Origin of the sequence: Nesterenkonia sp. CL21, from assembly GCF_031705515.1 — a bacterium.
In the GTDB taxonomy this organism is placed as follows: domain Bacteria; phylum Actinomycetota; class Actinomycetes; order Actinomycetales; family Micrococcaceae; genus Nesterenkonia; species Nesterenkonia aethiopica.
This window is the reverse complement of the sequence record NZ_JAUTWR010000001.1, coordinates 135,178-147,756: the sequence shown is the minus strand read 5'-3', so window position 1 is coordinate 147,756 and position 12,579 is coordinate 135,178. Positions and strand designations below refer to the sequence as shown.

General features: G+C 70.0%; 10 protein-coding genes. 5 read left to right on the top strand and 5 right to left on the bottom strand.

Annotation, left to right across the window (positions count from 1 at the left end; all coding sequences use genetic code 11):
* Positions 1-255 precede the first annotated feature (255 nt).
* The 5 genes from hpf to mtrA form a co-directional block, all read right to left on the bottom strand.
* Positions 256-981, bottom strand: coding sequence for a ribosome hibernation-promoting factor, HPF/YfiA family (gene hpf / locus Q7C18_RS00620; protein WP_070159321.1), 726 nt, complete (start codon positions 979-981; stop codon positions 256-258).
* A gap of 100 nt (positions 982-1,081) precedes the next feature.
* A complete protein-coding gene (locus tag Q7C18_RS00615) occupies positions 1,082-1,990 on the bottom strand; it encodes a phosphoribosyltransferase family protein (RefSeq protein WP_311023569.1) in 909 nt (302 codons plus the stop codon).
* A 204-nt stretch (positions 1,991-2,194) separates the two neighbouring features.
* On the bottom strand, positions 2,195-3,907 hold the full coding sequence (locus tag Q7C18_RS00610; protein ID WP_311023568.1) for an LpqB family beta-propeller domain-containing protein: 1,713 nt from the start codon (positions 3,905-3,907) through the stop codon (positions 2,195-2,197).
* 2 nt (positions 3,908-3,909) lie between these two features.
* Positions 3,910-5,673 (bottom strand): MtrAB system histidine kinase MtrB, encoded by a 1,764-nt coding sequence (gene mtrB / locus Q7C18_RS00605; RefSeq protein WP_311023566.1) that lies wholly within the window; start codon positions 5,671-5,673, stop codon positions 3,910-3,912.
* Positions 5,674-5,742: 69 nt separating this feature from the next.
* Positions 5,743-6,432: an MtrAB system response regulator MtrA gene (gene mtrA, locus Q7C18_RS00600; RefSeq protein ID WP_070159230.1), complete on the bottom strand. Its 690-nt coding sequence runs from the start codon at positions 6,430-6,432 to the stop codon at positions 5,743-5,745.
* A gap of 169 nt (positions 6,433-6,601) precedes the next feature.
* On the opposite strand from mtrA, the gene Q7C18_RS00595 reads away from it, so the two are divergent.
* From Q7C18_RS00595 to Q7C18_RS00575, 5 genes are all read left to right on the top strand, one after another.
* Complete coding sequence (locus Q7C18_RS00595) at positions 6,602-8,029, top strand: hypothetical protein (protein WP_311023563.1); 1,428 nt, start codon at positions 6,602-6,604, stop codon at positions 8,027-8,029.
* A 9-nt stretch (positions 8,030-8,038) separates the two neighbouring features.
* Positions 8,039-8,749, top strand: a complete 711-nt coding sequence (locus Q7C18_RS00590; RefSeq protein ID WP_311023561.1) for a DUF4129 domain-containing protein — start codon at positions 8,039-8,041, stop codon at positions 8,747-8,749.
* Positions 8,746-10,152, top strand: coding sequence for a DUF4350 domain-containing protein (locus tag Q7C18_RS00585; RefSeq protein WP_311023560.1), 1,407 nt, complete (start codon positions 8,746-8,748; stop codon positions 10,150-10,152). Before Q7C18_RS00590 ends, Q7C18_RS00585 begins: the two co-directional genes overlap by 4 nt.
* 110 nt (positions 10,153-10,262) lie before the next feature.
* Positions 10,263-11,213 carry a MoxR family ATPase gene (locus Q7C18_RS00580; RefSeq protein ID WP_311024416.1) on the top strand — a complete coding sequence of 317 codons (951 nt, stop codon included), beginning with the start codon at positions 10,263-10,265 and terminating at the stop codon, positions 11,211-11,213.
* A 55-nt stretch (positions 11,214-11,268) separates the two neighbouring features.
* Complete coding sequence (locus tag Q7C18_RS00575; RefSeq protein ID WP_070159223.1) at positions 11,269-12,576, top strand: DUF58 domain-containing protein; 1,308 nt, start codon at positions 11,269-11,271, stop codon at positions 12,574-12,576.
* Positions 12,577-12,579 lie beyond the last annotated feature (3 nt).

The window sequence follows — 12,579 nt, the reverse complement described above, 5'->3', positions numbered from 1 at the left end:
TGTGTATCGGTGCTCGGCTCATCCACTGGCGCTCCCATGTGTCGGGGACCACCTGCACGGAGCCGCGTGTCAGTCTACGCGCTGAGGCTGGACTGCGCCTAAAGACTCCCAGCACGGTCGCCGGGGCTCTCGAGCCCCGGCAGGTCGACGGGGCCCGGGCGTCTCGCCCGGACCCCGTCGTCCTGATCATTGCGTCACTGTCGACGGTGACCTTCTCCGGTCCGGCCCGTCAAGGTCGGCCGAGGGGTCCTCCGTTCAGGCCACCCCCACCTTCCGAGGGGAGGTGCCGTTCTCCGGCCGGTAGCTCCGCTCCTCCGTGATCGGCGTGTCCGTCGAGTGCTCGGCATCGAGCGAGATGACGCCGTAGGTCCACCCACGACGTCGGTACACCGCCGAGGGCTGTCCCGTCTCGGCGTCGACGTACAGGTAGAAGTCGTGTCCCACCAGCTCCATCGCGTCGACGGCGGCATCGACGCTCATCGGCTCGGCAGGAAACACCTTGCGCCGGATCTTGATCGGCGCGCTGTCCCCATCATCCTCGCCCGGCGGCTGGTCGTCCGCGGCGGCCGCGTCCAGCACCTGCTGATAGAGGGGCCGGTCGGTGGGGACAGGTTCGAGTCCGGACATCGCGGTGGCGACGTCGGGGGCTCCGTTGCGGGAGGCGTTGTGAGCGCGGGACTTCTTCCGGTCCCTGGCGCGCCGGAGACGCTCGGTCAGCTTGTTGAGCGCGATCTCGAACGCTGCGAACTTGTCCTCGGCCTGGGCTTCCGAGCGCACCACCTTGCCTCGACCGATGACGGTCATCTCGACGGTCAGCGCCGTGTCGGCGCGACGGTGGGAGTTCTCGGAGGCGACTTTCACTTCCAGGCGATGGCCCTTGTCCGCGAGCTGCTCGATCTTGTCGAGCTTGTCCTCGACGTGCTCCTTGAAGGCGGAGGGGATCTGGATGTTCCGTCCGGTGTAGCTGACCTGAAGGGTCATGGTGTCCTCCTCGTTTCCGATGACAGCACAGCGGCCGACCAGGACACTCGTCCCGTCGCCGTTGCGATGGGACCCATCGTGAAGATACCCATACTCCACCCTAGGACGAATCGCTCCATTCGTCACGGGGGAATCCGGAACTCTCCGAGGGCTTCCGAGCAGGCCCTCCCCCGGCGCTCCTGTCCCGACGCGCGGCGGCCACCACCGCGGCCCCGGAGACATCCGCGCCGACCTCGCGGAGCACGCGATGCAGCTCATGCAGGGTGGCCCCGGTCGTGAGCACGTCGTCGACGAGGAGCACCCTCGCTCCGGGCAGCCTGCGGCGTCCGGCGGCCGTCACCCGCAGCGTGCCGCGCAGGGCCCGTCGTCGAGCCACCGATCCGCGGGTCTTCTGGCGGCCGCCCGGCAGCAGCGAGCGCAGCGCCGCGGAGGGCGTCACCGTCACCAGTCCGCCGGTGGGCCTCAGCCCGACGGCGCGCAGCAGATGATCGACAGGCCGGTGGCTGCGGCGCAGCAGGGACGCCGGCGTCGGCGGAGGTGTGACCAGCAACGGCCCAGCCTGCTGCACCCGCCCCTGGAGCCCCGCGTCCCACCCCGGATGGCCCTCACCGTCCCGTGCCCTCTGAGGTTCGCCCACAGTCTCGACGGCGGCGCGCAGCGCCGGCGCCAGCAGGCGCGACAGGCCGACCACCTCGTGGTCCTTGAACGCCAGGATCGCGCGGGCGACGACGCCGTCGTACGATGCGGCGGCGACCACGGGCAGCACACCCCTCCCGTCGTCCTCCCCCGCCGACGAGGGCACCAGCGGCAGCGCCAAGGCCTGGTCCTCCGCCCGAAACGGCGAACTCGTCCTCTCGGCCAGCAGCTGAGCACAGTCGCGGCACAGCACCGTATCCTCCCGGCCGCATCCGGCGCACCAGACCGGAGACAGGACACCGGCCAGCTCACGTGCCGCGCGGCGCAGCGAGGACGTCCAGCCCGTGGGCCGTGAGGAACGGTGGGCACCCATGCCGGCATCCTCCCCGACCGCGGTCACCGGCAGGAGCCTCCTGCCATGGACTGTGGAGAGTCTGGCGTGTCCTCGCCGGGCCGACCGCCGCTGGGGAGGAGCGTGCCACGCGGCAGACGACGAGCGCACCCGACCGGGGCCGCAGCACACCGGGGCCGCAGCACACCGGGGGCCGCAGCACACGGGGCCGGAGCGCAGGATCCGTCATCCGGGGAAGGCGTAGTCCCGGACCTCCACCTGCTCGTTGATGTCCCAGCTGTCTCCGCTGCGGGAGTTGTACGGGGCGTCCACCCGCTCGGCGAAGACCGTGCGCACCCCTTCACCGGCCGAGATGTTCTGCAGTCCCAGCAACGGGCTGCCCATCGCCTGACTGGAACCGTTGAGGTTCACCCGTTCGGCGGTCTCCGCCGAGTCCTCCGAGTTCGCCCAGGCCACCAGAGCGTCCGACTCGAGCCACCGCACATCGTCCGGGGGCGTGGTGGTCTGCAGCGCGATGGGCTCTCCCAGCCCGCGCGGCGTCCCGGAGGAGTCGCGGACCACGCCGGCCAGGTAGAGCCCGGACTCGCCGCCGTCGTCGGCCACGACCACGGCGCGCGCACCGTCCTGCGAGACTCTCAGAGCCTCGACGTCGAGCGCCTCCAACCAGTCGGCGCTGACCTCCAGCGTCGACTGGGAGAGCGTCTCGTCATAGGCGGCCACGTGGACGTGGGAGCCGTCATCGTCCCGGGAGGTCGTCCAGGTCCATCCGAAGTTGTCCATGGAGGGCCGGGTGAGGTTCTCTCCGGTGAGCACGAGGTCCGGGTCACGGTGCGGCCGCAGATGGTAGAGGCGCTCCCCCTCACCGTCCAGGAAGGCGAAGATCTCCTCCGCCTGGGCGGGCACGGCGGGCTTCTGCGGCTCCAGCTCCGAGATGTCCGGCAGGCTGCCGATCGACAGGGTCTGCAGATCCTGCACGCGGACCAGGGTGTCGTCGAGGACTCCGACCTGGGTGTTGCTGACGCTGGGGTCCCGTTCGATGTCCAACGTGTCGGTGGGCTGCTCCGGCATCTCGTACTCGGTCTGGCCGGAGATGATCTCCACCTCCCGCACCGTGGGCAGGTCGAGGAGCACCATCTCCAGCTGATGCTTCATCAGGAGCCTCTCCTGGGCCGTCGCTCCGCGCAGGTGCTCGGCGTCCAGGTCCACCACGGCTGTGCCGTCCTCCACGGGGACCGTGGGCCTCTGCAGCTCCGTGCCGTCGGAGAAGGCCGACGTCACCGCGGGCTCCAGATACGTGGCCGGGCCGTCGAGCAGCGCACTGACGATCTCTGTGGGGACGCCTGTGCGGCTGCTGCGGAACCAGCGGATGTCCGGCACGGCGTACCGCTGCTGCGGATCATAGAAGTAGAGGGTATGGGACTCGTACACCGTGGGGAACGATCCGGAGGTCACCATCGTGCCCTCGGGCGCATCGGCGATGCGCCACTCGCCGTCGACCTGCTCCAGTTCGAACTCCTCGGTCTGGGTCTGCCCCTCCGGGAACTGGGTGAGGATCCCGGTCTCGTCCACCGCAGACTCCACCTCCATCTGCACCGAGTAGCTGTCATCACCCATGGAGAGCACATTGGGGTCCCCCGAGTAGACCAAGGTGCGTGCGCCCGAGCTCCATCGGGCTCCTGCCTCGTCGGTCATGTACTCCCGGGCGACCTCGTACTGGTTGGTCGGCTCCACTCCGGCGTTGATGAAGCCCAGCACGATCTCTTCCGGATCCATGCCCTGCACCGGAGAGGCCGCCTGGATGGAATAGGCGGGGTCTCCGCCGACGTCGAGCTCGGAGGTGCCCACCGGCCCGTCGGTGGGCACCATGGGCGTGCAGCCGGAGGCCACCAGGGCGGCCCCGGCCAGGGCGGCGATCAGAGCGGCCAGGCGACGGCTCATCCTCAGCTCCCCTCCTTCGGCTCGAGCAGCGACTGTTCGGCGATCCGGTCATGGTCGACCTCCCCGGTGACGGGTGTGCCGTCCACGGGGGTGGCGATGCTTCGGCGGTCGGAGGACCGATAGACCGGCGGCAGCGCCAGCGGCGAGGCACGGTACGGCTCCCCCAGCCTCCGGGGCAGGACCAGCCGGAAGCAGGAGCCCTGCCCCTTCTGGCCCCACGCGTCGAGCGCGCCCTGGTGCAGTCGGGTGTCCTCCGTGGCGATGGACAGGCCGAGCCCGGAGCCGCCGGTGGTGCGGGCCCTCGCAGGGTCCGCACGCCAGAACCGGTCGAAGACATGCGCCACCTCCGACGGGCTCATGCCGATCCCGTGGTCCCGCACGGCGACCCCGACGGCAGTCGGCGAGGAGGCGATCACCAGGTCCACCGGCCGCGCCTCAGAATGCTCGATGGCGTTGTTGATCAGGTTCCGCAGGATCCTGTCGATGCGCCGCGGATCCGCCTCCACGACGAAGTCCTCCCCCTGGACCACGATCGACAGCTGCGTCCGGGACTGGTCTGCCAGCGGCAGGGCCGCAGTCAGGGCGTCCTCGGCGAGGCTGCGCAGGTCCACATCGGCGAGGGCGAGCTCGGCCGCGCCGGCGTCGAAGCGCGACATCTCCAGCAGGTCCGAGAGCATCGCTTGGAAACGCTCGACCTGGTGATAGAGCAGCTCCGCGGAACGCTGGTTGACAGGGTCGAAGTCCTCCCGCGACTCGTGCAGGACCTCAGCCGCCATGCGCACCGTGGTCAGGGGTGTGCGGAGCTCATGGGAGACGTCGGAGACGAATCGCTGCTGCATCTTGGACAGGTTCGCCAGCTGGGTGATCTGCTCCTGCAGATTCGAGGCCATCCGGTTGAACGAGATGCCCAGCCGGGCGATCTCGTCCTCTCCACGCACGGCCAACCGCTGGTCGAGCTGGCCCGCAGCGATACGTTCGGAGACTTCGGCGGCCTGCGAGATCGGTGAGACGACGGAGCGGGTGACCCAGGCCGCCACCGCCATGTTGAGCACCAGCAGCGCCAGTCCGGCCAGCAGCATGATCCTGGTCAGGAAGGCCAAGGTGTCCTGGACGGTGGAGAAGTCGTAGAGGAAGTACAGGCCCATGATGTCCCCGGAGGGCAGCGTGACCTGAGTGCCGAAGATGACTCCGGGCACCTCCACTCCATCCCGGGTGAAGCCTACGGACTGCCAGTACTGGCCAGTGCCGCCGGCCACGGCGTCGCGCAGCTCCTGGGACACCACCTCTTCAGCGGCGACCTCGTCGCCGATGGGGATCCGACCGGCCACCGCACGGGTGTCGGACTCGTCGTCCAACGGGAGCAGGTACACGTAGCGCCGCACCTGGGAGCCGGTGTCCTCCTGCTCCGAGAGGGTGGACTCCACCAGACGGTCGGCCTCGCTGCGGTCGGCGGTGGAGGCCGAGCTGAACTCATTGCGGATCCGCTGCATGCCGTTGGCGGCTTCGAGCTCCACCTGGTCGAAGCGCTCCTGGAACAGACCCGTGGTCACCTGCTGCGCCAGGAAGGCCGCCACCAGGCCCGTGCCGAGCATGGTCAGCAGGCCCGTGAAGGCCACGGCGCGGAACAGCAGCGAGCGTCCCCACAGCCGCGGGATGCGGGCCAGACGTCGACCGGCACGGCGGAACAGCCCGGCAGCGGGCTCCCTCTCCCGGACCTCCGGTGTCTCCGCCGTCGTCGGCGCCTCGGTGCGGGCCTGCCGGATCACCGGGATGGATCCGGTCGTGGACGCTACTGCTCGGGAGGCGGAGGCGCGGCTCTCGTCCTCGGTGATGTCCTACCCCTGTCCGCCGGCCTTGTATCCCACGCCCCGGACGGTCTGGACGATCTCCGGGTGCTCGGGGTCCTTCTCGATCTTGGAGCGCAGGCGTTGGACGTGCACGTTGACCAGGCGGGTGTCGGCCTGGTGCCGGTAGCCCCATACCTCCTCGAGGAGCATCTCCCGATTCCACACCTGCCAGGGCTTCTTGGCCAAGGCGGTGAGCAGGTCGAACTCCAGCGGGGTCAGCGAGATCCGCGTCTCGCCGCGGCGCACCTCATGACCGGCCACATCGATGGTGAGGTCGCCGATGCTCAGCTGTTCGCTGTCGGGCCGAGTCTGCGTCTCAGCCGGGCGCAGCCGAGCCCGGACCCGTGCCACGAGCTCGGCCGGCTTGAAGGGCTTGGGCACGTAGTCGTCGGCACCGGCCTCAAGGCCCCGCACGACGTCGGCGGTGTCCGACTTCGCGGTGAGCATGATGATCGGGGTGTCGGCCTCGTCGCGGATCTCGCGGCACACTTCGATGCCGTCCTTGCCGGGGAGCATGAGGTCCAGCAGCACGACGTCGGGCTTGGTGCTGCGGAACTCGTCGAGGGCGGCATCTCCTGTGGTGCAGAAGGTGGGTTCGAAGCCGTCGTTGCGCAGCACGATGCCGATCATCTCGGCCAGCGCCTCATCGTCGTCGACGACCAGAATCCTGGCTTTCATCAGCTCTCCTGTTCCTCTCGTCCAGCCCGCGCACGGTCCGTCCCGCCAGGATATATGACGGGGCCCTCACGACCGACCGCCGTGCATGTCATAGGGGTGTCAGCCGAGGGGCCCGGGCTATAGGGTGAAAGTCTCAGCCTAGTCCGCAGATGTGATCGCAAGGGGACCCATGACCGCACAGTGGAGCACCGAGGAGCCGACGTCCGCCCGGCCAGGGGCGGTCTTCCCGATCCGTCGCATGACCCTCGGCGAGGTCCTCGGCGGCGGGTTCTCGATGATCAGACACTCCCCCAAGGCTGTGGTCGGCGTGCCGTTCGCGGCCGGCATGATCAGCTTCCTACTCTCTCTGGTGATGTACGCCACGATGCCCATGGGCGGATTCATGCGACTGATGTATGACCCCATGGCCTTCGAGGACGAGGAGCTGCTGTTCTCGCTGTTCTCCAGCATGGGGTTCTGGAGCGGGATGATGGCGATCTCCGTGGTCCAGTACCTCGTGCTCACGGTGGCCTTCGCACTGATGGTGATCCCGACCCTCCGCGCCGCCTACGGCTATCGGACGGGTTTCATGCAGGTACTGCGCCTGCGCGCTGACAGGATCGGCTGGCTGCTGCTGCACATCGTGGTCATGAACGTCCTGCTCTTCGTGGTCGGTCTGGCGGTCATCGCCACGACGGTGATCACCGCCGTCGTCACCATCGGGTTCGGTCTGATCGTGGCGTTCCCCGGCCTGCTGCTCCTGGCGGCCTGGCTCACGGCGGGACTCATGTACGCCCCCCTGGTGGTCCTGGTGGAACGTCGGGGCCCTCTGGCGGCGATCGCTCGCTCCTGGCGGCTGAACCGCGGCCGGTGGTGGATCAACATCGGCACGGTGGCTCTGATCTATCTGCTCCTGGTCGTGATGACCCTGGTGGCCTCCCTGCCGATGGGCATCGTCGCCGGCATCGGCGGAGAGATGGCGATGACCTCTCCGGAGGGAGGCACCGGTGCCTCGACGGTGCTCTTCGTGCTCGCCTCCTTCTTCGATTCCGCGGTCAGCGCGATCTTCCTCGGCCTGGCTGGTGCTCTGGTCTCGGTGATGTATCTGAACTGCAGGATCCACCAGGAGTCCGCGGACGTCACCCTGCTGGCCGCCGCCGAGGGCGCCTCCGACGACGGCACGGTGATCCCTGCCTCATTGGAGCATCTGGGCGAGCCGACCGTGACCTCGGGGCCCCCGTGGGGAGCGCCGCAGCCGGGGTGGGCGGGCTACGGACAGGGGCCCTTCGGCCAGCCGGGCCCCGGTCCGAACCCGTACGGGCAGACCCCGTATGGCCAGTCTCCGTATGGCCAGTCTCCGTACGGGCAGAACCCTTATGGCCAGGACCCCTCCGGCCAGGCGCCTGCTGGCCAGAATCCCTACGGGCAGAATCCCTACGGGCAGAACCCTTATGGACAGAACCCTTATGGACAGAACCCTTATGGACAGAACCCGCACGAGCAGGATCCCTCGGGCGAGGACCCTTACGGCAGGCCGCCCCAGGACCCCCACGGCCAGCCCGGGTCCGACGACTCCGGCCGTGACGGGCAGGGCCCGGACTTCGGGCAGCCGAGGTGAATCCCGCCCATGCTCCTGGTCGCCATCACTCCTCCGAAGGACCTGCCTGGTCCGGTGCCGTCGCCGCTGAGCGCCTCCACGCCCCTGGCGCCCAGCCCCGATGAGGGGCGGGAACTACTGGAGCGCGAGCTCGCGGACCCGACGTACCAGAGGGAGTTCACCGGGCCGGTGCGACAGGCGATCGAGGACTTCCTCGCGTGGCTCAGTGACCGCATGGGCTCCATCGGCGGCGTCGACATCCCCTATGGTCCGCTCATCATCATGGTGCTGCTCATCGCGGCGATCGTGCTCATCATCCTGCTCGTCCGACCGCGGCTGCAGCGGACCGGCGGCGCCGACGAGGCGCTGACGATCGAACCGGGCATCAGCAGCGACGAGCTGCGCGCTCGGGCCGAGGAACACCGACGGGCCGGCCGCACCGACGAGTGCTTCCGGGACCTGTACCGTGCGGTGGTCCGGGCTGCCGAGGAGCGAGAGATCCTCACGGAGCTCATGGGACGCACCGCCACGGAGGCGGCCCGTGAGCTCAGCGCTGTCTTTCCCTCCCATGGGCCGCGGATCGGAACCGCCGCCGAGCTGTTCAACCTCTCCCGCTATGGCGGCCGCTCACTGACCGCCCAGGACTGTGAGGACCTGAGTGGGCTCGACGCCACGCTCGCTGCGGCCGAGCCCCAGACATCCCAGTCCCCGGCAGCGCCTCAGGTGGTGGCGCCACGATGACCGCACCGATCCCGCAGCGGTCCGGAGCCCCGTCCTCCCCCGTCCTCCCGGCGCCGGACGACGCCGCGCCCCGTGAGTCCCAGAGCCGGCCGCCCACGGTGCGAAACCTGTCCGCCGCGCTGCGCTCGACCCTGCGTCGCTGGCAGTTCTGGCTCCTGCTCGTCATCATCGGGGTGCTGTTCTCCGTCGTGGTCCAGCTGCTCTCCGTGGAGGACCAGGAACGTTACGGGCTGAACAACACCGAGCTGGACGGCTATGCCGCGATTGCCGCGGTCCTCGAGGACCAGGGAGTGGAGATCCATCCTGCCTCCACAGCAGAGAGCGCGCGCGCTCTGCTGGAGGACTTGCCCGAGGCCTCGATCGTCGTCCACGAGGACCGCTGGGAGGCCAGCCGCTCCCTGACCCGCGATCTCCGTTCCCAGGATCGGCCCCGAGTGTGGATCACCCCGTCGGCCGCCACCCGCGAGGAGGCGCTCGGCGGGCTGGCCCCCGCCCGGGCGATCCCGCACTCCTCCACGACGGACGTGCCCGAGGTGCTCGACGCCGGGGAAGACTGCACGGTGCCCGCGGCTCAGCGCGCGGAGACGATACGCGCCCCGGGCCAGCTGTACGACGTCAAGGCGGGGTGCTTCCTGGGGCGGCCCGACCCCACGCAGGACGACGTCGGTCGCGTGCTCGCGGCCACCGACGCCGGCCTGGTATTCGGTGCTCCCGATGCCTTCACCAACCGCCACATCACCTCCGAGGGGAACGCGGCGCTGGCCCTCGGCCTGTTCGGCGAGCAGTCCGATCTGATCTGGTACACCCCGTCCGGCGTGGACACGCTGTCCGCCGACGAATGGGCCTCCCCCTGGGACTTCATGCCGGACTGGGTGGACATGCTCACCTGGTGGCTGTTCGTCTGCGCGCTGCTGCTCATCCTCGTGGCCGGACGCCGCCACGGCCCGGTGGTGGTGGAGCCGCTGCCCGTGGAGGTCCCCGCCTCCGAGTCCGCCGAAGGGCGAGGCCGGCTCTACCAGCAGGCGGACGCCTCCACGGAGGCCTCACGGACGCTGCGCTCCGCGCATCTGCTGCGCCTGGCCCGGCTCCTGCGACTCGGCCCGGGCACTCCGGAGCAGCAGGTGATCGGCGCCGTCGCGGCCCAGACCGGACGGAGCGAGCAGGAGATCGCCCGCACCGTGGACGCCGCTGCCGTCAGCGGCAACACCGCCATGGTGAGATATGCCCAGGGGCTGGCCGCCCTGGAGGACGAGGTCCGGATCCGGCTCGGCCATGGGCCGCGTCAGATCCTCCGTCCGTCGCAGACGCCGCCCGCCCCGCAGGATGCCGCAGCATCGCACGACGGCCCGACACCACACGAAGACCCCACACCGCCGACCACGCCGAGGGAAGAAGCACCGTGACCCCACACCAGTCCGACCAGACTCCGCCACAGGCCCCCGCTCCCCAGGCCCCTGCTCCCCAGGGCTCCACCCCGCACCCGGCAGCAGCGGCCAACTCCGGGGTCGGCGCCATGGACACGCTCCGCGACCGTTTCCACCAGGTGCGGCACGAGGTCGCCAAGGCCGTGGTGGGCCAGGACGGGGCGGTCACCGGTGTGCTCATCGGGCTTCTGGTGCGCGGCCATGTGCTGCTCGAAGGAGTGCCCGGCGTGGCCAAGACGCTGCTGGTCCGGGCGATGTCGGCGTCGCTCTCTCTGAACACGGCCCGGGTCCAGTTCACCCCGGACCTGATGCCCGGAGACGTCACCGGCTCGCTGGTCTACGACTCGGCCACCGGTGACTTCACCTTCCGGGAGGGGCCGGTCTTCACCAACCTGATGCTGGCCGACGAGATCAACCGCACTCCGCCGAAGACACAGGCCTCCCTCCTGGAGGCCATGGAGGAACGGCAGGTCTCGGTGGACGGGATCGGACGCCCTCTGCCGGACCCCTTCCTGGTGGCCGCCACGCAGAACCCAGTGGAGTACGAAGGCACGTACCCGCTGCCGGAGGCGCAGCTGGACCGCTTCCTGCTGAAGATCACCCTCGAGCTGCCGCAGCGCGGCGAAGAGATCGAGGTCATCCGCCGCCACGCGGCCGGCTTCAACCCCTCCGACCTGGCCGACGCGGGGGTGCGTCCGGTCGCCTCCGAGGAGGACGTCAGGGCCGCCCGCCGGGAAGTCTGGGCCGTGTCCCTGGCTCCTGAGGTGATCGCCTACATCGTGGACATCGCCCGGGCCACCCGCCAGGCGCCCAGCTTCCAGCTGGGGGTCTCCCCGCGCGGAGCGACCGCGCTGATGAACTCCGCGAAGGCGTGGGCCTGGCTCTCCGGGCGGGACTTCGTCACTCCCGACGACGTCAAGGCGCTGGCGCTGCCCTGCCTGCGGCACCGCGTCTCGCTGCGCCCGGAGGCTTCCATGGACGGAGTCCGCGTCGACGATGTGCTGCAGGGCATCCTCGCCACCGTGCCGGTGCCCCGCTGAGCCCTCGCCGCCCTGTGCCCTTCTCCCTCCGACCACCTGATGTGAGGATCCCTCCATGGTGCTGACCCGCCGCCTGCTGTACGTCGCTCTGGCGCTGAGCGTCGTGGTCGTCGCGCTCCCCGTGGCCTGGGCATGGTGGACCTGCCTGACGCTGCTGGTGGGGCTGGTCGTCGTCGACATGATGCTGGCCGGCTCCCCACGGCAGGTCCGGGTGGAGAGGGTCCCCGGCGCGGCGGTCCGGCTGAGCCGCACGACGACGGCGGAATCGGTGCTCCATCACAGCGGCCGCCGGCGGCTGCGCGGCTCCGTGAAGGACGGCTGGCAGCCCTCGGCCGGGTCACTGCGACCGGTGACCCCCGTGGACATCCCGCCGGGCGGACTGCGGCGGGTCAGCGTACCGCTGCGCCCGAGCCGCCGCGGCGACCTGGTGAGCAGCACGCTGGCGGTCCGTTCCCTGGGCCCGCTGGGGCTCGCCGGCCGGCAGGTGGTGCACCGTTCCAGGCACCTGCAGCGGGTGCTGCCTCCGTTCCGGTCCCGCAAGCACCTGCCGTCGAAGCTGCAGAGGCTGCGTGAGCTCGACGGCCAGACCGCGGTGCAGATCCGCGGGGCCGGCACCGAGTTCGACTCGCTGCGGGACTACGTGCGAGGTGACGACGTCCGCTCCATCGACTGGCGCGCCACCGCCCGTCGGCGCACCGGCGCCGGACACAATCTGGTGGTGCGCACGTGGCGCCCCGAACGTGACCGGCGGGTCATCCTGTGTCTCGACTCCTCCCGCACGTCCGCAGCCCGCATCGACGACGAGCCGCGGCTCGACACGGGCATGGAGGCCTCCCTGCTGCTCGGGGTGCTCGCCGCCGGGGCCGGAGACCGGGTGGACTTCATCGGTTTCGACCGCGGCATCGTGGCGCGCGCCCGCTCGTCGTCGTCGGGTGACTTCCTGCACCAGATGGTCAACGCGATGGCCACCATGGACCCGGAGCTGGTGGAGGCGGACTTCTCCCAGCTGCCCTCGCATGTGGAGGCCATCAGCTCCCAGCGCGCCCTGGTGGTGGTGCTGACCTCGTTGGAGTCCGGCTCCCTGGAGGAAGGGCTTCTGCCGGTGCTGCCGGCCCTGACGGCCAAGCATCTGGTGCTGTTGGCCGCAGTGCGCGATCCCGACCTGGACCGGAGGACGGTGGAACGGGCCACCGCCACCGAGGTGTACCGCGCGGCTGCCGCCGAACGGGAGATCATCGAGCGAGAGGCGAAGAAGGCGCAGCTGGTCTCGATGGGGGTGGAGGTCGTGGACGCGACTCCGCATGAGCTGCCGCCTCAGCTGGCCGACACCTACATCCGGCTCAAGGCCACCGGTCGGCTGTGAGCC